The 21876-nt window shown below is 45.3% G+C and carries 20 protein-coding genes; 5 read left to right on the plus strand and 15 right to left on the minus strand.

Translation table 11 applies throughout. From position 1 onward, the window contains the following. Positions 1-5: 5 nt before the first annotated feature. Positions 6-1292, minus strand: coding sequence for a tagatose-bisphosphate aldolase subunit KbaZ (gene kbaZ / locus NL643_RS17090; protein WP_069537261.1), 1287 nt, complete (start codon positions 1290-1292; stop codon positions 6-8). A 53-nt stretch (positions 1293-1345) separates the two neighbouring features. Beyond that, positions 1346-2119 carry a transcriptional repressor AgaR gene (gene agaR / locus NL643_RS17095; protein WP_069537264.1) on the minus strand — a complete coding sequence of 258 codons (774 nt, stop codon included), beginning with the start codon at positions 2117-2119 and terminating at the stop codon, positions 1346-1348. 476 nt (positions 2120-2595) lie between these two features. Between agaR and NL643_RS17100 the strand changes: the two genes are divergently transcribed. Both NL643_RS17100 and NL643_RS17105 read left to right on the plus strand, forming a co-directional pair. Continuing rightward, the gene (locus NL643_RS17100) at positions 2596-4149 is read left to right on the plus strand and encodes a sulfatase (protein WP_031847735.1); all 1554 of its coding nucleotides are present in this window, start codon (positions 2596-2598) and stop codon (positions 4147-4149) included. Positions 4150-4197: 48 nt separating this feature from the next. Next, the gene (locus NL643_RS17105) at positions 4198-4920 is read left to right on the plus strand and encodes an oligogalacturonate-specific porin KdgM family protein (RefSeq protein ID WP_046874375.1); all 723 of its coding nucleotides are present in this window, start codon (positions 4198-4200) and stop codon (positions 4918-4920) included. 402 nt (positions 4921-5322) lie between these two features. Here NL643_RS17105 and NL643_RS17110 read toward each other — a convergent pair whose 3' ends face one another. The 3 genes from NL643_RS17110 to fabR form a co-directional block, all read right to left on the minus strand. Beyond that, positions 5323-6591, minus strand: a complete 1269-nt coding sequence (locus tag NL643_RS17110; RefSeq protein ID WP_069537265.1) for a site-specific integrase — start codon at positions 6589-6591, stop codon at positions 5323-5325. A 283-nt stretch (positions 6592-6874) separates the two neighbouring features. Continuing rightward, positions 6875-7240: a YijD family membrane protein gene (locus NL643_RS17115; protein ID WP_005378634.1), complete on the minus strand. Its 366-nt coding sequence runs from the start codon at positions 7238-7240 to the stop codon at positions 6875-6877. Continuing rightward, positions 7240-7881, minus strand: coding sequence for an HTH-type transcriptional repressor FabR (gene fabR / locus NL643_RS17120; RefSeq protein WP_005378632.1), 642 nt, complete (start codon positions 7879-7881; stop codon positions 7240-7242). Before fabR ends, NL643_RS17115 begins: the two co-directional genes overlap by 1 nt. Positions 7882-8144: 263 nt before the next feature. Between fabR and sthA the strand changes: the two genes are divergently transcribed. Further along, positions 8145-9575, plus strand: a complete 1431-nt coding sequence (gene sthA / locus NL643_RS17125; RefSeq protein ID WP_005389689.1) for a Si-specific NAD(P)(+) transhydrogenase — start codon at positions 8145-8147, stop codon at positions 9573-9575. Between the two features lie 57 nt (positions 9576-9632). On the opposite strand, the gene dinF is transcribed toward sthA, so the two are convergent. The 3 genes from dinF to lexA all read right to left on the minus strand — a co-directional run bounded on the left by dinF (position 9633) and on the right by lexA (position 12650). Next, positions 9633-10982, minus strand: a complete 1350-nt coding sequence (gene dinF, locus NL643_RS17130) for an MATE family efflux transporter DinF (protein WP_253644875.1) — start codon at positions 10980-10982, stop codon at positions 9633-9635. A gap of 55 nt (positions 10983-11037) precedes the next feature. Then, the gene (locus NL643_RS17135; RefSeq protein ID WP_005393777.1) at positions 11038-11832 is read right to left on the minus strand and encodes a class I SAM-dependent methyltransferase; all 795 of its coding nucleotides are present in this window, start codon (positions 11830-11832) and stop codon (positions 11038-11040) included. A gap of 194 nt (positions 11833-12026) precedes the next feature. After that, positions 12027-12650: a transcriptional repressor LexA gene (lexA, locus tag NL643_RS17140; protein WP_005393778.1), complete on the minus strand. Its 624-nt coding sequence runs from the start codon at positions 12648-12650 to the stop codon at positions 12027-12029. 368 nt (positions 12651-13018) lie between these two features. On the opposite strand from lexA, the gene plsB reads away from it, so the two are divergent. Continuing rightward, positions 13019-15445, plus strand: a complete 2427-nt coding sequence (plsB, locus tag NL643_RS17145) for a glycerol-3-phosphate 1-O-acyltransferase PlsB (protein ID WP_006742756.1) — start codon at positions 13019-13021, stop codon at positions 15443-15445. 68 nt (positions 15446-15513) lie between these two features. On the opposite strand, the gene ubiA is transcribed toward plsB, so the two are convergent. After that, positions 15514-16368 (minus strand): 4-hydroxybenzoate octaprenyltransferase, encoded by an 855-nt coding sequence (gene ubiA, locus NL643_RS17150; RefSeq protein ID WP_005393780.1) that lies wholly within the window; start codon positions 16366-16368, stop codon positions 15514-15516. Beyond that, positions 16369-16908, minus strand: a complete 540-nt coding sequence (locus NL643_RS17155) for a chorismate lyase (protein ID WP_080955994.1) — start codon at positions 16906-16908, stop codon at positions 16369-16371. A 161-nt stretch (positions 16909-17069) separates the two neighbouring features. Between NL643_RS17155 and NL643_RS17160 the strand changes: the two genes are divergently transcribed. Next, positions 17070-17480: a flagellar basal body-associated protein FliL gene (locus tag NL643_RS17160; RefSeq protein WP_046874381.1), complete on the plus strand. Its 411-nt coding sequence runs from the start codon at positions 17070-17072 to the stop codon at positions 17478-17480. A gap of 57 nt (positions 17481-17537) precedes the next feature. Here the strand turns inward: NL643_RS17160 and glpG are convergent, their stop codons facing one another. The 5 genes from glpG to ftsE form a co-directional block, all read right to left on the minus strand. Continuing rightward, positions 17538-18380: a rhomboid family intramembrane serine protease GlpG gene (gene glpG / locus NL643_RS17165; protein WP_253644876.1), complete on the minus strand. Its 843-nt coding sequence runs from the start codon at positions 18378-18380 to the stop codon at positions 17538-17540. Then, positions 18380-18700 (minus strand): thiosulfate sulfurtransferase GlpE, encoded by a 321-nt coding sequence (gene glpE, locus NL643_RS17170; protein ID WP_005378691.1) that lies wholly within the window; start codon positions 18698-18700, stop codon positions 18380-18382. The genes glpG and glpE overlap by 1 nt, the downstream gene beginning before the upstream one ends. A gap of 493 nt (positions 18701-19193) precedes the next feature. Then, the gene (gene rpoH / locus NL643_RS17175) at positions 19194-20051 is read right to left on the minus strand and encodes an RNA polymerase sigma factor RpoH (RefSeq protein WP_005378693.1); all 858 of its coding nucleotides are present in this window, start codon (positions 20049-20051) and stop codon (positions 19194-19196) included. Positions 20052-20228: 177 nt separating this feature from the next. Further along, positions 20229-21197: a permease-like cell division protein FtsX gene (gene ftsX / locus NL643_RS17180; protein WP_005393793.1), complete on the minus strand. Its 969-nt coding sequence runs from the start codon at positions 21195-21197 to the stop codon at positions 20229-20231. After that, entirely contained in the window at positions 21187-21861 is a 675-nt protein-coding gene (gene ftsE, locus NL643_RS17185) for a cell division ATP-binding protein FtsE (protein WP_005393800.1), read from the minus strand. The genes ftsX and ftsE overlap by 11 nt, the downstream gene beginning before the upstream one ends. Positions 21862-21876: the final 15 nt, after the last annotated feature.

Genomic DNA, 21876 nt, shown 5'->3' on the forward strand with positions numbered 1-21876 from the left:
ACCTCTTAACCTTTAGTTTGCTTACAGGCTTTCGCGTAGCTACGAAGAACCTGCTGAATTTTGTCGAGAACCAAAGCCTGCGGCTCAGATTCAATCAGTCCAGCACGAACCGCTTGAAACTGTTCAGGCAAATACTGACTTAATAGGGGAAGTGGAATGCCTGTGCGCGATAAGTTGGTGAACAACTTTTCTTGTGCATGATGAATTTGTTCATCTGGCCAGTAATAACGAATACGGTCACTAAAGCTGTAACAACGAGCAAAGCGTTGTTGATGTTCATCACCGTGGTAATACTTATTCCAATAACCGGGCGCGCTACACATCTGCTGCTCAATCATTTCTCGCAGATTGGAACAGTGAGCTTTAGGGACAATTTCTTCTTCAATATCGCAAAGGTTAAAGAGCGCTTCTCGCATTGCGAAAGTTAACGCAGGGCCCACTTTCAAAATAGCAAAATGACCTTCAACTAAAGCTTGGTAGGCTTTATCGGTTTGGTAATCGGTAGAATGGGCTTCAAAAATCAGATGATCGTAATTATTGACAACCGTGCTCAGTGCGACGGCTTTTTCAGGGCAGAAATCAATCACACCAGTGTGGTCAAACTCCACACCTGGTTGCACTACTAAACCAAGCACTCGCGACCAGCAATCAGCGACTCCCGCCTTTTCGAAAGCAATCTTATGACACTCAATCGTTTTTACCGCCGCTTCAGGAGAGGTGACTTCCAACTCATTAAGCTCTTCTTCCGCTCCACCCGGTACCGGCACTTCAGTGCCAATCACATAGGAAAGATCGCTTGAACCAAAGGTTGAGATCGCGGTGCTTTCCGCAATTTTTGCCAATCTTGCTGCACGTTCAGCAACAATTTCATCCGATAAAGGAATAGGGTCACCAAGACAAGACATGCTGCAGTCGAGGTGAATTTTTTTGAAACCAGCCACCACATAAGCCGCAATCAAATCATCAGCGTTACGCATAGCTTCTTCAGCGTTAAGCGCCTGCCAGCGGTTAGGACCTAGATGATCACCACCTAAAATGAGCTTTTCCGTTGGGAATTGAAGTAATTCTGCTTGCTCCAATACATAGTTGCGAAAGTCGACAGGTGTCATTCCTGTATAACCGCCGAACTGATCGACCTGATTGGAGGTAGCTTCAATTAATAATAACGATTCGTCGTTCAACGCCTGCTTAAGCGCTGCTTCAATCACCAGAGGGTGAGCAGAACAAACGGCATAGATACCATTTTTATCACCTGCTTTATGGCGTTGAACGAGATTTTGAAGGGTGTTCATATACTAACTCCATAATACACATCTGAAATGCTGTTATAGAGTTAGGCGGGAAGTTACTCTTTATCGACGATAATCACTTCAACTTTCATTTCACGAAGACCCTGTACGTAGTCTTCAGGAATGTCAGAATCGGTTACTAAGATATCAATATTTCCGAATTCGCGGATCATATAACAGCTACGTTTACCAAACTTACTTGAGTCAGCAACTGCGATCACTTGTTCAGAAATTTCACACATCAAACGATTCAGACTAGCTTCCTGTTCGCTGTGTGTTGTGATACCTGCTCTTAAATCAAAGCCATCAACGCCTAAGAATACTTTATCAAAGCGGCAATTCTTTAAGCTATATTCAGCTTGTGAGCCCGAAAAAGAGAGTGCATTCTTACGAAGTACACCACCCGACATCAGAACCTCTACTCCAGGCGCTGACGCCAACTCCATTGCAACATCCAGACCATTGGTCATAACCACTACATCTTCCAGCGACTTCAAGCTGGTTGCGATTTCTCGCGTAGTCGTTCCCGAATCCAGAATTACAGTGTCACCACTTTCGATAAGTTTCGCTGCAGCCTGACCGATAAGAGATTTAACGCCAGTATTTTGGCGGCGCTTCTCATGAACAGTCAACTCAGCAATCACCCCAGTATTTGGAATGGCAGCGCCGTGTGAACGAACAACATAACCATTTTTTTCCAGCAAACTGAGATCACTACGAATAGTGACACTAGAGACATCAAACTGTGCGGCAAGGTCCTCGACACGGGCTTTTCCATCACGGTTAACCACGTTGACAATTTCCATGCGCCTTTCGACTGCACTTTTCACTTTTACCTTGTCTCCTTACGAAACCAGCGAAATCTCTTTCGCTTGATTTCGAATACAGCTTACACCTAAAAACGAAAGCAACAACACAAGAAATGAAAACTTTTGATCTCTTTCACAATCTTTCGTGTTGTTGCGTTTACTCTTACATACTCTTACGCATTTGTTCATATCATAACCCTCGTAATAGCGAATGCCAAACGTAAAGCCACAATCCAGCCTCCAACTTACACGATTTGTGTGACATATCACCGTCGGTAGCTTTCGGTCATAGCGCTAAAAAGCTTTCGATTTTTTTTTTGTGATCAATTACACAGCCATTGACATTTCGATAACTTACGATACAAAGCGATTCGCAAGTAATCGAACATTTAATTGCTTGGCTAGGTGTAAAAAATAACAAAACACAAGGGCGATGAAAGGAATACACCCTTTCATTTGTTTTTAAACATCCAATACGTTTCACTTCAGGAGAACCTATGTCTATTTCGCGACGTAGCTTACTTAAAGGCATGGCAGCCACCGGTGCTGTTGCGGCAACAGCAGGATGTGCAACATCGCCTTCCTCGTTAGCATCGAGTGAAGGGCTGGCAACGCCGAAAAAGAAACCCAATCTGCTGATCGTCTTTCCCGACGAAATGCGCGCTCACGCACTGGGCTTTATGAAGCAAGACCCATCGAGCACACCTCATTTAAACCGTTTTGCGAAACAAAGTGTGGTGCTTCGCCAAGCAGTCTCTAATTTTCCACTTTGTACCCCTTTTCGCGGCATGTTGATGACAGGGCAATACCCGTATCGCAACGGTATTCAGGGCAATAGCCATACTGCGATGCCTGGTAAATTCGGCGGGAAAGACTTTGGTATTGAGCTGAAAAAACAGACCACGACTTGGTCTGATATCTTGAAAGATCAAGGTTACAGCATGGGTTATATCGGCAAATGGCACCTTGATACGCCTGAAGCGCCTTTCGTGCCGAGTTATAACAACCCAATGGAAGGACGGTATTGGAATGATTGGACAGCGCCAGATCGCCGCCATGGTTTTGATTTCTGGTATTCATACGGTACTTACGATAGACACCTCACCCCAATGTACTGGACCAATGAAACACCGCGAGATCAACCTATTCGCGTTAATCAGTGGAGCCCTGAACATGAGGCCGATATTGCGATTAAGTACCTTCGAAACGAAAATGGCGCTTACCGTGATAACGACAAACCTTTCACGTTAGTGGTGTCGATGAACCCACCGCACTCTCCTTACGATCAAGTACCACAAAAGTATCTCGATCGCCTCGAAGGACAAACATCAAAAAGCTTAAATACCCGCCCAAATGTGCAGTGGGATAAAGAATACCTTGAGGGGTACGGACCTGAGTTCTTTAAAGAATACATGGCTATGGTAAATGGCGTTGATGAACAGTTTGGTCGTATTGTCGATGAACTGGATCGTCTTGGTCTCGAAGAAGAGACCTTAGTTGTGTTCTTCTCTGATCACGGTTGCTGCCTAGGTTCACACGGTAAACCAACCAAAAACAATCACTACGATGAATCCATGCGGATCCCTATGATGTTCCGCTGGCCTGGAAAACTGGCTCCGCGCCAAGACGATCTTCTCTTCTCGGCCCCTGATATTTACCCAACCTTGTTTGGCTTAATGGGTATGCCTGAGCTGATCCCAGATACCGTAGAAGGCACCAACTTCGCCAATACCTTGCAAGGGCTTGAAGGCGATACCAAGCCAACATCCCAGTTCTACACCTTTATGCCTTACGGCGGCCAATCTTATGGTCGTCGCGGCGTAAGAACCGATCGTTACACCTTGATGATGGATCGCAAGATAGGCAAACCGCTCACCGTGGTACTGCACGACAACCAACAAGATCCTTATCAAATGCAAAACATCGCCGAACAAAACGAAAGCCTAGTTCGTCAATTAGTAGAAGAGGAATTGATGCCTTGGCTTGAGCATACCGGTGATCCTTGGCGCCCGACAGAAGTGCCAGCCAATACAGCGAATGCTTACACCTAATTTACTCATCACAACTAGATCCAATACCAACTTAAAAATAAGGTTATTATGAACACAACAACCAAAATTATGCTTGCCTCTTTATTAGCAGCATCATCAGCACAAGCTTTTGCTAACGACTATAAAACCACGGTTGAATACCGCCACCAATATCTAGATGGTTCGGAAAAACACGCTGACCGCTTTAAAGCATTCCTAGATACAGGTAAAAACATTGGTTTTGAATTAGATGCTCGTTACTCCAACAAAGAGGGTGCGTTTGATGACATGGCAATGAATGGCTCTGAATTTTCTGCGTTTTACTACAAAAAACTCAACAAAAACATTGTCGGTCTAGCCGGTGCTTCACTGGATTTCACCTCTGCAGGTCTTGTATACGTGCCTTATGTACGCTTGAACTATGCATTTGATAATGGCTTCCGTGTCCAAGGCCGTTATAAGTGGAAACTCTGGGACTACGGTCAACAAGGTACTGACGGCAATAGCTACAATTCGAAAATCCAACAGTTCGATACATGGCTAGGCTATAAAACCGGTGATTGGGATTTCCAATACGAATTCCAATTCTGGAAAGAAATGGCCAGCAACGCGCGGCCACTATTTGATAACGGTTCAACCGACTATCTTCATAACGTGCGCGTAATGTACTCAATCAAAACAATCGATGGTGAAAACTGGCGTCCATTCGTTGAAGTTGGCCAAGTAAAACAAAGCCGCACTACAGATGAACGTCAACTACGCTACCGTATAGGCATTAAGTACACTTGGTAATCAGTCTATACTAACGCAATAAATAAGAGCCTCTCCATCAAGATAACTCATATTACTTAAGGTACTTGTAGCGGATTGTTAGTTTCTTATACAAAAAACGGTCCTTGATTGGGGCCGCTTTTTTGTATTTTGTATAGTGGTAGTGGTAGTGGTAGTGGTAGTGGTAGTGGTAGTGGATTAGTAAATTGACCCACATAGTTAGAACTCTTAGCATAAGGAATTTAGTACGTTGATAAATCTAAACACTAAGCTCGTAAGTTTAAGAAATAAAAGAGATGATAGTTAATGTTATCGATGAACAGGAGAAGGACATATAGTCTAAGAGCCATGATTATTTTTAACTCAGATAAAGAGTAACACCCCCTAACTAGTAAGAATAATCTCTAAGAATTTTACAAATGCTTAGGCAAACTTCATCGACTCTAGAGGAATGACATTGCTTGTATCTAACGCTTGCAATTTTTCTCCCCATGCTTGCAGTACCACTAACTGCTCTTCAAGGTAGTCGTGATGGTTATATACCCGCAACATACCTGGTAGCTGGTGACCAACCATCTTTTCAATCGCCACGATATCCAGCCCCATTTCGCTACAACGGCTGATAAAGGTGCGGCGTAGATCGTGTGGTGAAAAACGCTCAAAATCTTCCGGTAAATTACGTTTGATTAGCGCACGTACTGCTGCGGGTTCTTGAAGTTTATCATCCATAAGCTGAGGCCAAACAAGTTTCCATTTGCTTGGTACATTCTCACGCTGCTCTTTAAGAAGTTCCAGTAGGTAATCACTTAATGGCACTTTTCGGCTCTCCTGACTCTTGGTGTGACGTTCTTTTGAACTGGCTGGCAACAACCATACCTTCTCTTGCAAATCTACCTCACTCCAACGCATTTCAAGCACAGCACTAATACGTTGCCCACACCCGATCAAAAACTGCATTAAACGGACGTTAGAAGGCTCTGTACGCCAAGAAGGCAAACTGGTTAGCAAAGTCTTCAACTCTGAAAAGCTCAAGTTGCGCTTGGTGACTTTAGAGCCACCACCGACATCCTTGGATTTCAAATGTGGTGCTGGATGAGCACCAATCATATTCAAAGCTAGCGCATGGTTGATCACCTGATTGATAATTCTATGGCATGCACTAATCGCACCCGCTTTTCGCTGTCCATTCTCATCAACCTTTGCATCAAATACTTTATTAAGATCATGAATTCTCAACTCTTCTAGTTTGATGTGACCAAGAAATGGTTTGATATCCCGGCTATAGGTTGCCCTCGCTTGTTCTCCTCGTAGCTGCTTGGACAAACGCTTCTCGTCAAAACTGGCAAAAGCATCATCAAAAGTTTTTGCTTCCTCTTGCTCGCGCTGTTCACGTGCCAGTTCCTGCTTCGGATTTTTATTGTTTTCCAGCCAGCTCCGGTAACGCCCCGCTTCTGTTCGAGCCTGTTCAAGTGTCATCCCCGTTTCCGGTTTCAACTTAACATACCGCCCCATGGTGATTTTTTCGTGTTTGTTACCAGCCTGAAAGCGAAAGATCCAAGTCATCGTGCCCGTTGGTCGAACGCGAATATTCAATCCTTCGATTTTCTTATCTGGAATTAAATATTCCTTGCCTTGTGGCTTCAATGCTTTCAGCGTGGCATTCGTACTAATTTTATCGACTGGCTTGATCATGACTGAAAAACCTCTGTATTTCTGGGTACGGCGTGGGGTACGGGGAAAGACGAGTTTTCATTGTACGGCTAAAGACACCCTTGGACAATGAACAATTAAAATTCAATTAAAAACAACACATTAAAATGCACAGTTGGATTTTATAAGACGTTACAAGATTCAGATTTCGATTTACCCACCATATGGAAGCGGGCGTGCTATTGGAACGCAAAGCGTAACCCACGGCGTCAAATACAAAAAAGCGAGCTCAATGGCTCGCTTTTTTGTATTTGATTCGTTTTGCTTACTCCGCAGAAGTCTTCTTGCTGACAAAACCTAGCTTCTTACCAATCCATGCGAGTAAGATCATTGAAACCATGATCGCGAAGAAGTTTGAGCCTGCTTCTGGGTATTGCGCTTTAATAAACGCAGAGTGACCAAACGCACCTACGAAGAAACACGCCAAGCCAACTAATGGGATATCTTCTGATACCGGATTATTTAGGTACTCTTGGTAAAGAGCTTGTACAGCCAGTACGAGTGCAATCAATGGGAAGATTGAAAACGATACTTCACTCATGGTCAACCATGACAACAAAGCATCACCACACATACCTGCAACCAGTGCCAAAATCAGCGTTTTCTTTTCAGATTTATTTCCATTCGACATTATTCTATCCCGCCTTTTAATCGGTTACGTTCACGTTCTTTGCGATACCAATAGGCCCCTTTGGCTATCATTCGCAATTGCATGATCAATCGCTCGGCGAGTTCATCGCGCTCACGTCGATCTAAATCTAAAGCTTCAGCCCCCGAACTGAAAACCAAAGTCACAGACGCTTCTGCTTGAGTATACGCCTCTTCTCTGGTCACGCCGGTGCTCATTAAATACTCGGTTAATTCTGCCGCAAAATGCTGGATTTCTCGAGCAACAGCGGTACGAAATTCAGCAGAAGTGCCGGAGCGCTCACGCAACAACAAACGAAAAACGTTCGGACTACTTTCAATGAATTCCATAAAGGTTTCGACCGAGGTACGAATTACGCTACCTTCTTTCACAATACGTTGACGCGCCTGACGCATCAGTTGACGTAGTAGCAAACCGCCTTCATCAACCATGGTTAAGCCTAGCTCATCCATATCTTTGAAGTGACGGTAAAAAGAAGTCGGTGCAATCCCTGCCTCTCGGGCGACTTCTCGCAAGCTAAGGCTGGAAAAGCTGCGATCCGCACTTAATTGACTAAATGCCGCATCGATCAATGATCGACGTGTCTTCTCTTTTTGCTGTGCGCGGATTCCCATCGATTTCATTCTTAACTTGCTCTTTTTCTGTAGGGTACAAGAGCCTCAATATAACGCAATTTGCTCCTACGGAGAAAGATATGTTGCTTCGCTCGCTCTGAGCGCGGAGAACGTTACTATTGGCATGCATCTAATTGCAATGTTCTCGATGCAATTTATAGACATACAACATACCAAATCATCCTTTTGTTCGATTCTGCGTGATCACTTCCACTCTCTAACAGGCATTACGTGTACCAATAGAGTAAATGAGTTAAAATCGCGCTAAAGCAATGTTAAGCAAATATAACAAGGAAGGCATCATGGCGCATGTTAATCACTATGACGTGATCGTAATCGGTAGTGGCCCTGGCGGAGAAGGGGCTGCAATGGGATTAACCAAAGCGGGACTGAATGTTGCCATTGTCGAGAAAGAAAGCAGTGTCGGCGGCGGTTGTACTCACTGGGGTACTATTCCATCAAAAGCACTGCGTCATGCCGTTAGCCGCATCATTGAATTTAATAGCAACCCGCTATTTTGTCGAAACAACACCAGCGTTCATGCAACATTTTCTGACATTTTAGGTCATGCTAAATCGGTCATTGATAAGCAAACTCGACTTCGTCAGGGCTTTTATGACCGTAACTCATGCACACTTTTGTTCGGAACCGCGCGATTTATCGATAACTACTCAATTGCAGTAATGCAAAGCGACGGCACAGAAGAAATCTATTCAGCGGATAAGTTTGTCATCGCGACTGGTTCTCGTCCGTATCAGCCTAACGACGTTGATTTCTTGCATGAGCGCATCTACGACAGTGATTCCATTTTGAGCCTGAAACACGACCCTCGCCATATCATCATTTACGGTGCAGGCGTTATCGGTTGTGAATACGCTTCTATCTTCCGCGGCCTTGGAGTGAAGACTGACCTTATCAATACCCGCGACCGCTTGTTGGAGTTTTTGGATAACGAAGTGTCAGATGCGCTGTCTTACCACTTCTGGAACAGCGGTGTGGTAATTCGTAATGATGAGACCTATGAAAAAATCGAAGGCACAGAAGATGGCGTGATTATTCACCTACAATCTGGCAAGAAGATGAAGGCGGACTGTTTGTTGTATGCGAATGGTCGAACAGGTAACACCGATAAGTTGAATTTGGGTGCAGTGGGTCTGGAAGCGGATTCTCGCGGACAACTAAAAGTAAACCGTAACTACCAAACCGATATTGAGCACATTTACGCTGTAGGCGATGTCATCGGTTACCCTAGCCTTGCAAGCGCCGCTTATGACCAAGGGCGATTTGTCGCACAAGCCATTACGAAAGGTCAGGCAGAAAACTATCTGATTGATGATATTCCAACAGGTATCTACACCATCCCAGAGATTAGCTCTGTGGGTAAAACCGAGCAAGAGCTAACAGCTGCGAAAGTACCGTATGAAGTAGGACGCTCTTCGTTCAAGCATCTAGCTCGTGCACAGATCGCAGGGAAAGACATCGGCAGCTTGAAGATATTGTTCCATCGTGAAACCAAAGAAATTTTAGGGATTCACTGCTTTGGCGAACGTGCCGCGGAAATTATCCACATCGGTCAAGCCATTATGGAGCAAAAAGGCTCAGCGAATACCATCGAGTATTTCGTCAATACCACCTTCAACTATCCGACGATGGCCGAAGCGTATCGTGTCGCTGCATTGAATGGTTTGAACCGCTTGTTCTAATCTATGCTTCTTGATAGCAAACAGAAAAACAGCAGGCTTGGACCTGCTGTTTTTATATCAACATTGTGCGAGGAAGGTATCCTTACGCCATTGGTAGAGAAAGATAACCCCTAAACCAATACCCCGCATCAACATAAAGCTCGTCATTGCAAACCACAGCGCGTGATTTTCCCACTCGGCGAACAAGTAAAAGACAACGAAGAAACTGCTGGTCGCGACAAACATACTATTGCGCATGTCTTTGCCTTTGGTTGCACCGACAAAAATGCCATCCAATAGAAAGCACCACATCGACGCAAGTGGCATCACCACCAGCCAAGGTAGATACACCGCTGCTTGCTGTTGTACCGCCTCAATTGAAGTGATCATGGCGATCAACTGCGATCCCGCCAAACCAAAGAACGCGGTCAGTCCTAAGCAAATAGCCAAACTCCAAAAAAAAGTACCGACAAGCGATGCACTCAATTGTTGCCTATCTTTGGCGCCAATCGCCTTCCCAACCATGGCCTCCATTGCATAAGCAAAGCCATCCATGCCATACGAGATAATCATCAGGAAGCTCATCAGTACCGCATTTGCAGCGACAACCTCATCACCAAAGCTTGCGCCTTGGAACGTCATAAAGCTAAAAGCCGCTTGCAGACACAAAGAGCGCAAGAAAATATCGCGATTCAATTTCACGAAGCGCCCTAAACCGTGATGAGTGCTGGTTAGCAGCTTTTGAGGTGAGGGTAATTGCCTCTCTCGCCAGGTTTTCCAGACACACATGAGACCAAAGCCCATGCCTGAGTAGTCAGCAATCACCGATGCCAGCGCAGCGCCTTCTACTTTCCATCCCAAACCAATCACAAACAACAAATCGAGGGCAATATTAGTCACGTTGGTGATCATCACCATCCACATTGGGGCTTTGGAATTTTGCGTTCCGAGCAACCACCCCAACAACACAAAGTTCATTAGCGCAGCGGGGGCACTCCACACACGGATAGAGAAATATTGCATGCCGTAGTGCTTCACTTCAGCACTGGCGTCACTCCAACCAAAGATCAAATCAGCAATCGGATTATTGGCAATAAGGAAGACTAACGCAAACAGCAGCGCCATGATTGAGCCTTGCATAAACACCAAGGCAAGTTGCTTTCGGTCTTCACCTCCATAGGACTGCGCTGCCAACCCAGTGGTCGACATACGCAAAAAACCAAGCAGCCAAAATGTCACGCTGATCATGGTACTGCCCAACGCAACACCGCCCAAATACCAAGCGTGGTCTAGATGACCAATCACCGCAGCATCGACCAAACCGAGCAATGGAACAGTAATATTCGACAGCACCATAGGTATCGCTAAAGCTAAGACTTGGCGATGAACTTTTGGGTTAGATAAAGGAGAGAAGATTGAATTTGTCACAGGCACCTCATCAGTAAGATCGACGAGTGTACCTGAGCGCTTAACGACTAGCCAATTACCACTTGATGTGAACGAGGACTGGCGTGAGGCGATGCTTCAACATTGGAATCTTATTAAGCCAACGCTGCCAAGCTTTCCAACGAGAACAGAATCTATCGAATGGCGAGAAAGCTTTCACCCACTGTGCCCATGGTAACCATTGCAATATCTGTTCTGCAGGCGCTTCAAAGCCATGAGCATAACGATCAGAGCCAAGCTTTTGTCCCCACTTGGTTTCCGTTAAATCTCCTGCCAGCACCATACACAGTTCAGCAGAGACAAAATGTCGACCCAAGGTTTGAATAAATTTCGCGACTTGACGCTCTGTGCAATCGAGCAGTGCCATTTCACATAAAATGAGTACTGGTGCTTGCTCTGGAATGGCTAACGTCTCTAGCCACGACATTTCATCCACACTGCCACAGCGATGTTCATAACGTTCATTTTTGTGGAACAAGCGCTGACGCCATACCAAATTTTCCGTCACATCCAGCTCTATCCAATGGCAGCGTCCATTATCCAAACGATAAAAGCGGGTATCCAGCCCAGCTCCGACATTGATTATCCAAGCATCGGGATACTGCTGTAAGAAGTGACTAACCTGCTGGTCACAAAGCTGAGTCAGCGTCACGTGCAGCAATTGCTTCTGCGCAATATCACCACTCAAACAATCCGGCGCCATCTTACAGCTCAAACACGCTTTAGCAGCAATCGGATCGTACACCAAGCCATTGTCGACCATGCTTTCACGGCTACGCAATAACAGTGGCTTTAATAAATGGTTAGGAACTTGATGTTTAGACTGAGACATGGGCATTTCCTGCGCCAGAGAGAAAACATAGACATTGAAATAGATGATAATGAATATCAATTACATTATCAAGCTTATAAATTGCTCAAAACAAACAAGGTCAAGATGATAAGCAAGCTTTTGGAGGAAGTAGAAAAAGAGAAAAGAAGAGAAAAGACAAAACAGCCCAGATGAACTGGGCTGCTTAAATACACTTACATCCAATCGGTATTACGAATAATACCAACGGCTAAGCCTTCAATCGTAAGATGCTGAGACGTCAAGTCCACTTGGATTGGGGCAAACTCTTCATTCTCAGCATGCAGTAATATGGTTGAGCCTTTGCGCTCTAAGCGCTTTACTGTCACATCATCATCAACGCGCGCAACGACAACTTGACCGTCTCTCACGTCTTGGGTTTTATGCACAGCGAGCAAATCGCCATCCATAATCCCGATGTCTTTCATACTTTCGCCATTTACACGAAGTAAGAAATCCGCTTGCGGCTTGAACATCGCAGGGTCGACTTGGTAGTGCGCTTCTACGTGTTCCTGAGCCAATATGGGCTCACCCGCAGCAACTTGACCAATCAAAGGCAAGCCCTGTTCGTCATTAGCGGCAGAGTCATCAAGTAGGATACGAATCCCACGCGATGCACCTGGAATAATTTCAATTGCTTGCTTACGAGCAAGCGCTTTTAGGTGTTCCTCTGCGGCATTCGCAGAGCGGAAGCCAAGCTCACGCGCAATCTCTGCACGAGTTGGTGGCATTCCGGTGTCATCGATTTTACTTTTGATCAAATCGAAGACTTGTTGTTGGCGTGGCGTTAACGGCTTCATGTCTCACCTGTCTTTTTATACAGTTAACTGTGAGTATATCCAGTAAATGCTCAAATGAAAACCCAATTGGTTGTTTTTTAATTTATTTGTGGAGTGCACTTCGTTTGCTGACTAAGTTCATTATTCATGCGTTTAAAACACCGCCTTTTCAGTTAATCAAAGTAAAGCAACAACTTAGGAGTTCGACTAATTTACAGCCAATAAAATTAAAAGGTTTGACCAGTTTCTGGTATCCTTGCTGCGCTTAAATTTTATCGCCTAGGCTTATTTCTTTTGCCGTACTCATTTCTTTTTCTATAGAAGACATGCAAAGCGGACACTGAAATAAGGTTAGGCCTGTTTGAATACCTATTGAGGCTGTGAACTTTATGTCTTCTGGACAATCATTTTCACGTTCATTACTAAAACTACCTTTATCGGTACTGGTAAAGGGCACCACAATCCCATCGAACCCGATTGAAGATCTGAATATCGATCTCGCTAAGCCGATTGTATATGCCCTACCGTTCCGCTCGAACGTGGATTTGCTGACACTGCAAAAACAAGCCATGAGCCTTGGTCTACCCGACCCGCTCAGCCCGCTGGAAATCAATGGCAAAACGCTGAACCGTTTCGTCTTTATCGCTGCGCGTCCAACTGTGATGAACAACGATAATGATGTCCCAACCGATTCTGTCTCTCTGTTCACTGACTTACTGGAACTACATAAACTGGACAGTGAGTTGGATGTTCAAATGATCCCTGCAACCGTGCTTTGGGGTCGTAAGCCAGGTAAAGAAGAGAACCAAAAGCCTTACCTTCAACCGATGAATGGTCCGCAAAAAGCCAAAGCGGTAATGGCGGCAGGACGCGACTGCTTGGTTCGCTTTAGTCCCGTGGTATCTCTGCGTTATATGGCAGACTCTCACGGTACCGACAGCGCAATTGCGCACAAATTGGCTCGCGTGGCGCGTATCCACTTCTCTCGCCAAAAACTTGCGGCTTCAGGCCCAAACCTGCCACAACGCCAAGTGTTGTTTGCTCGTTTATTAAAATCTCCAGCTATTGAACTGGCGATCGCTGACGAAGCCAAGAGCAAAAATATCTCGATTGATAAGGCACGTAAAGAAGCCCACGACATCATGGATGAAATCGCCGCCGACTTCTCCTACGGTCTAGTGAAAAACGGCGACCGCATCCTGAGTTGGCTATGGACAAAGCTGTACCAAGGGTTGCACATCAATAACGCCTCGACTGTGCGTCGTTTAGCGCAAGACGGCCACGAAATTGTGTACGTTCCGTGTCACCGTAGTCACATGGACTACCTACTGTTGTCTTACGTTTTATACCATGAAGGCATGGTGCCTCCGCACATTGCGGCAGGCATTAACCTGAACTTCTTCCCGGCCGGTCCTCTTTTCCGTCGCGGTGGGGCGTTCTTTATTCGTCGTAGCTTTAAAGGTAACAAACTGTACTCAACCATTTTCCGCGAGTATCTAGCTGAGCTGTTTGCCAAAGGCTATTCAGTCGAGTACTTCAGTGAGGGTGGTCGTTCACGTACAGGTCGCTTACTGCAAGCGAAAACGGGTATGCTGGCTATGACCATCCAAGCAATGCTACGTGGTCTAAACCGCCCAGTAACACTAGTGCCGGTCTACATCGGTTACGAGCACGTAATGGAAGTAGGCACTTACGCGAAAGAGTTGCGTGGCAAACGCAAAGAGAAAGAAAACGCAGGGCTTGTACTGCGTACTCTGCGTAAACTGCGTAACTTTGGTTTGGGCTATGTGAACTTCGGTGAGCCAATTCAGCTCAACCAATACTTGAACGAGCACGCTCCTGAATGGACGAAAGACATCGACAGCATGGGTGGTAACAAACCACAATGGATGAATCCTGTGGTGAACGACCTTGCTAATAAAATGATGACGCACATCAATGATGCGGCGGCGGCAAACGCGTTGACCTTGTGTGCAACCGCACTGCTTGCTTCTCGTCAACGTGCACTTTCTCGTGACTCGCTGATCAATCAGATTGAGTGTTACTTAAAGCTACTCAAAAATAATCCGTACTCAAGCACCTCCACTATCCCTACCGAAAGTGCTGAGGAGTTGGTCGATCATGCAATTTCGCTTGATAAGTTCGTGATTGAAACCGATAGCATGGGTGACATCATTTCGCTGGATCGTAGCCAATCGATCCTGATGACCTACTACCGCAACAACATCATCCACTTGTTTGCTCTGCCATCATTAATTGCTCAGATGATCATTCGTCAGCGCAACCTCTCGGTAGAAAAGATTCAAGCGAATGTCGCGCAAATCTACCCATTCTTGAAGAAAGAGTTGTTCTTAAGCTATCAAGAAGACGAGTTGAATGAATTGGTCGTTAAAACACTGCATGAGTTTGCCGATCAGAAAATGATTAGCCTCGATGGTGATAAGCTGGAGATCAATCAGTCGAACAACCAGCCTTTGGTTCTGCTAGGTCGTACAATCACGGAAACACTGCAGCGCTACTCTATCGCGATGAACTTGCTTGTTGCTTACCCAGAGCTCGGTAAATCGGACCTAGAACAGAAGAGCCAAGATATTGCTCAACGTTTAGGACGCTTACACGGTATAAATGCGCCAGAATTCTTCGATAAAGGTGTGTTTACCGCTATGTTCAATACACTCAAACAGCAAAAATACCTCGATAACGATGGTAACTGTGACACGAAGAAAACGCAGCAATTTGCACGATTACTATTCACTCTGCTTTATCCAGAAGTGAAACTGACGATCGAAGAGAGTATTCATCAACTTCAGTCGTAACCGTTTTACCTTCTTCCAAAATAAGAAAAAAGGCATCCAATCGGATGCCTTTTTTCTTATTTCTTCGCTTACCAAAATGCGACCAATAACCCTATCGCTATCACCATGCCAACATAGTTGTTGTTGAGGAAAGCCTTAAAGCACAACTCCCGCTCACGGTGACGAATTAAGTGCTGCTGATAAACAAACAACGACGCTGCAATCAAAAGGGTCCAGTAGTAACTTTGTCCCAATTGGTAGAACTGCCCTAACCAAACCAACATCGCGAGCGTAATCAGTTGCAATACCCCAATGATGAGTTTGTCATGACGACCAAACAAAATTGCCGTCGATTTAATGCCAATCTTTAAATCATCATCGCGATCGACCATCGCATATTGAGTGTCGTACGCAATGGTCCACAAAGCGTTAATCAGAAACACAAACCAAACTATCAGTGGTAACTCCCCGGTTTGTGCAGCCCACGCCATTGGAATTGCCCAGCTAAAAGCTAAGCCTAAAAAGAGTTGTGGAATATGAGTGTAACGCTTCATAAATGGATAAATGAACGCCAACACGATGCCAGCGAAGGATAGCTGAATCGTCAACGGGTTCATGGTCAGCACTAACAAGAATGAGCTGATACCCAAAACCAAAAATAATCCAATCGCTTCTTTCGCTGTCACTTTTCCTGATGGCAGCGGGCGTTGCTTAGTACGTTTTACATGGCCGTCGACTTTGCGGTCAGCAAAATCATTAATCACGCACCCCGCGCTGCGCATTAGGAATACACCCAATACAAACACGATAAATACATCCCAACTTGGCATCCCTTGGGCTGAGATAATTAGCGCCCAAATCGTTGGCCACATCAGTAACAGTGAACCAATCGGGCGATCCATGCGCATCAGTTGCCAATATGCTTTGGCTTTTTCTGCGGACATTTACACTGTCTCCTTAGCGTAAACTGGTGAATTAGATAAGAATAACTCGGCGACCAGCATCGGTTTGTGATTCATCCACAACCTTGAGCGTCGCGCTAACAAACGTCCTTCTGGTACGGCTACCCATCCCATTTGCAAAGAGTCTCGCTCAACGTTGTCTGCGCTGAACACTGTTAGTCCTAATGGGATATCCCCTTGTTGAGCCAAATCATACTGCTGATCAACTAAGGTTGAGCGAGGAATTAATGTCCGTCCGATAACCCAGTTATCATTGTCACCACACAAAATTACCTCTCGCAGTAAGCAATCTTGTTCGGACAATAACTGGCTTTCGTCCTGTTTTAACGTCGCCGCAGTGACGATCTGATTTTGTAGCAATTCTACCGTTAATGCTTGGCAGTGTTGCTTTAAACGACGTGACAAAGACCCTTGCTCTTCAAGCCAGTGCTTGGCAAATTCATTTGGAAATTCGAATTCGTCGGGGTTTTGCCACTCTACTTCCAATAAAGAAGCAAGATAGAGTGATGTTGGCTGATTCATACTAGTATTCAATTGGAGGCTTTATGCGTACAATAAAGCAACAACTTACCGTCCATAGTAATGTATGTAACCGTAAGTTCCGTTATTTGTTATAGACGGCCCATTGTATCAAGACTGAAGCGATTCGAATATCGCGATCCAGAGAAAGAAAAGTTAGAAATATGTACAAACGTTATATAGCCCAAATTATTTTTGCGTTAACCATACTGTTCGCCGCACCAAGTTGGGCTGAAACGGAAGAAGCTGGACCTAAGTTGGCATACTTTACCCTTGAGCCTGATCTGACTACTAACTTTTACACCAAAGGCAAAAAGTTAGGTTATGTGCAAGTGCGCATCGACATCATGGTAATGAGCCAACAAGATTTATCGATTGTTGAGCATCACCAACCTTTGATTCGCGATGCAGTAATTGAATTACTGGGTAAGCAAACAGAAGATACTATTAAGTCCCTTTCTGGCCGAGAAGATCTGCGCAAAACCTTAGTGACGACCCTCAACGAAACACTTTTGCCCGAAACAGGTAAAACCATCATTGCGGATTTGTTGTTTACAAAATACCTTTACCAATAAACCCAAATCGTTTTGAACATAAAAAAGACCGCTCTGAGCGGTCTTTTCATTTCAGCTTTAGGCTTGCTGTTGGTATTTCATCTTGCCTGAATCAAACAGCGCAATCGCCATCCCCGACAGTAAACCCACTAAGTGAGCGGTGTTTGCAATCGCCATGAACGGCTGCACAAAACCAAGAACTAACCATACCAACATAAAAACGATGATTGGCTTGGGTAGCGTAAGGCCTAAATGTGGCAAGCGGTAACCCAGTATCCACAAATAGCCAAGCAGTGCATAGACCACGCCAGACAAGCCACCGAAGTTTGCCCCTTCAACATAGAATTGGCCAGCCCCAGAAAGCGCTGCTGATACTACAAAGAGTTGCAATAGCTTACCGGAACCGAGACGACGTTCGATGTCGCCCCCCAACTGCCACCACCATAGTAAGTTGAACACGATGTGAGTCACTGAAAAGTGCAGTAACGCATGGCTTAGCCATCGCCACACTTGCCATTGTTGCCCCTCAAAAGCCGGGAAGTGCAACAACTTAAACACGCCATTGCCAAAGCCAAACATTTGTAACAAGTAGATGATGGTACACACCGTCATGATCAGCAAAGTCATTGGGCCTGCTTTTGCTTTGACCATGCTCATGATACTCGGGCTAGAATAATGAAAGGTGCTCTTGCGAGTATCGGCAACGTCCCACGAGGCGGCGCTGTATTTTGAATCAGATGGGTTAGCGAGGAACTGCTTAAGTTCCGCTTCCGCTTCTATTTCATGCTGGCTATCAGTCAGCCACAGCGCAAATTGCCCGTCTCCTTCTGGCATCATCTGGATATCAATCTTGCGAGAGGCCATATAATCAATAAAGGCTTGCGCCATACGTGGATTATTTAACGTTACCAATCTCTTCATTAACTTCTCACTATCGGTAGTTCTGCTCGGTGCCAGGCTTCAAAGCCACCATCCACACTGTACACCTGTTCAAAGCCTTGGTTAACTAAATATTGTGCGGCACCTTGGCTACTAATGCCGTGGTAACACATCACCAGAATGGGTTGTTCGAACTCCACTTCATCCATAAACGCAACGATCGTATCGTTGGTTAAGTGATACGCGGACTCCGCATGCGCAACGGCAAACGATTGAGGGTCACGGATATCTACAAGCTTCGCATCACCCTGCTCGAGCAGCGCTTGCGCACCTTGTACATCGATATGCTTAAACTGATCCATTTACTTTCTCATTGTCTTATTAATATACCCAAGCAACCTCGAACCTAACGTGCTAATCAGCACCCGTGGTACAGCATAAAATCTATATTTGAAGCCGCTTGGGTATACTGCCGCTATTGTAACCTATCCAACGGCAAACTTAGACACATGGATAATCAGGCTTTTCAAAAGTGTACACATTCCAACCATTTGTGGATAAAGCTGTGAATTGCGTTGATAAAGTGTATTTGGATCTTTTGATCCACAATATGTAGTGATGATCCTGATCTAACTGTGTGTATATCTATAACTATCCCCAGATGGGAAAGTGCTTGAATCCCTTATTTTGTCCGGGTTTCGAACAGTTGATAAATAATTACTTCACAGAGTTATACACAGGTAGCACATAAAATCCGGATCGCAAACGCTATCGATTTTCGATCGACAATAAAAAAGCCGAGATCACATGATCTCGGCTTTCTATGAAAATCTTACTTTCAATTAGCAGTGGAAATTAAAATTCACCCACGGCCAATTTTAGTTTCTTCATTGCATTTTTTTCTAGCTGGCGAATACGCTCGGCAGAAACACCGAACTCATCAGCTAAGTCTTGCAATGTTGCTTTCTCATCATCTAACCAACGAGAACGCACGATGCGCTGACTACGCTCATCCAAACTCGCTAATGCATGACCCAGACGATTGTTGGTATGCATTTCCCAGTTTGCAGCTTCGATGTTGTCAGCCACATCAGACGATTTGTCTTCTAGGTACAGCATTGGCGCTGTGTAAGCGTTTGAGCTGTCGTCTTCGTCAGTTGGCATATCAAAGGTTGAATCCACCGCCGCTAAGCGTGATTCCATCTCGCGAACTTCAGAAGGCTCAACACCTAACTCACGCGCAACGGTTTCGACTTCACCGTTGTTAAACCAACCCAAGCGCTTTTTCGACTTACGCAAGTTGAAGAACAACTTACGTTGCGCTTTAGTAGTCGCAATTTTCACGATACGCCAGTTACGTAGCACGTATTCGTGGATCTCTGCTTTGATCCAGTGGACAGCAAAAGACACCAAGCGAACCCCTACTTCTGGGTTAAAACGCTTAACGGCTTTCATTAGACCGATGTTACCCTCTTGCACAAGGTCCGCCATTGGCAAACCGTAGCCAGAGTAACCACGAGCAACGTGAACAACGAATCGTAGGTGCGAAAGAATTAGACCTTTTGCAGCCTCAATCTCACCTTTGTAGTGTAATCGTTCTGCCAGCTCACGCTCTTCGTCTGCAGTCAGCATTGGGTAGCTGTTTACTGAGCGAATATAGCTATCAAGGCTATCTTGCGTGACTAGAGCCATCGGATACGCTTCTTTTGTCATTCAATTCCTCATCAATCTCTGATCTGGAGCATTACATTGCAAATTTAGCTTCGATATCTTGAACTCAAAATGAACAAGTTTCAAGAAGGGGAAGCAATTATCCATAAACATTCGGTCTAAACAAGGGATCCAGATTAGCTAGTGCTAATAAAATCCAAGTAGTAAGACCTTCATCACTTAAACTGGTTCAATTTCTTTTAAATGTCGTTGCGCAGAAAAGCGCGCCGCAATGCATCCCAAAAGACTCCCAATGATGATTAATAGCAAAGATTCATCCCAGCTTAGACCAATCAGGCGAAACTGGCTGTCGTACAACGCAGCAAGATCTTCCACCGCACTATTCATAACAATGGTCACTAAAGCCGTTACCAACCACGCGATGGTGGCACCTAATACGCCAAACCACATCCCCGTGTACAAATAAGGGCGCAAAATAAAACTGTCCGTCGCACCGATCAGTTTCATGGTTTGAATCTCTTCTTTATTCGCCAGCACATTAAATCGCAACGTGTTGCCAACGATTAAAAATACCGCACCGAGCATCAACACTGTCAGAGTAATGACAATAATACTCGCGAGAGTTTTGATCGCATCAAGACGCGCCAGCCAGTCTTCGTCAAGTCTCACATCGGTCACGTCTTGTTGTTCTCGAACGTCTTTGGCTAATGACTGAATATCACTTTTTAGCTCCGAGGCTGGCGTAATCACCAACACACCGGGTAGCGCATAGCCACTTAAAAGGCTGATAGCCTGATCGAATCCTGCATATTGACTCAAATCAGACAGACCTTGCTGTGGAGAAATATATTCTACTTCTTTTACCAAAGGCCAAGTTTCAATTTGATCTTTGAGAACCATCACACGTGCATCCGGCATGCCTTCTACTAAGTAAGCACTAACTTGCGAGGGAGATGCCACATCTTCCGCGGCACCCGCGACGTTTTTGCCCAGTAGATACAAACAAGCTGGCATAGCAAGTGCCATTGAAATAACGGCTAGGGTCAGGATATTACCTAAAGGTCGTTGCCATAAGGCGCTAAAAGAGGATTTTGCTTGTTTTGCGTGGACAGAGAAAAAACCATCGGTATTTGCACGCTTGGCACTGCGGCCTTTCCCCTTCTTTTGGGAGTGCTTGTTACCTGCCATAGTCTTCTACCTCACTTAGGAAGCCTTGGTTTAATTCAAAATGACGATACTGTGGGCGAGTGTTTACTAACCCCACATCGTGCGTGGCGAGTAAGATGGTCACTCCCGCACGATTAAATTCTTCGAACAACCGCAATACGCGATTGGATAGTTCGGGATCGAGGTTACCTGTCGGCTCATCAGCCACCAGCAACGTTGGTCGATTGACTACGGCACGAGCAATACCGACGCGTTGTTGCTCACCACCAGAGAGTTGGCTCGGCAGGCAACGAGCCTTATCAAGCAAGCCCGTTTTATCTAACGCCGCAGAAACGCGGCGTTTGATTTCGTTTTCAGAAATCGATTCGATGCGCATCGGCAGAGCGACATTGTCGTATACGCTGCGATCCATCAATAGACGATGATCTTGAAAAACAATCCCAATATTGCGGCGCAAAAAAGGGATGTCTTTGCTTGGAATACGCGTGATGTCGTGGCCATTAAAATGGATTTTCCCATCAGTTGGTCGCTCTATCGCGCAGATCAATTTCAGCAAGGTACTTTTACCAGCCCCGGAATGCCCGCCTAAAAACGCCATTTCACCGCGCCTCAGGTGAAAATCGACTTTTTGCAGTGCTTGTCGACCACCTCGGTAAGCTTTGCTTACTTGCTGAAATTTGATCACCGTTGATTTCCTCTA

The organism is Vibrio sp. Y42_MX_L11 (assembly GCF_024181785.1).
Lineage (GTDB): Bacteria > Pseudomonadota > Gammaproteobacteria > Enterobacterales > Vibrionaceae > Vibrio > Vibrio diabolicus.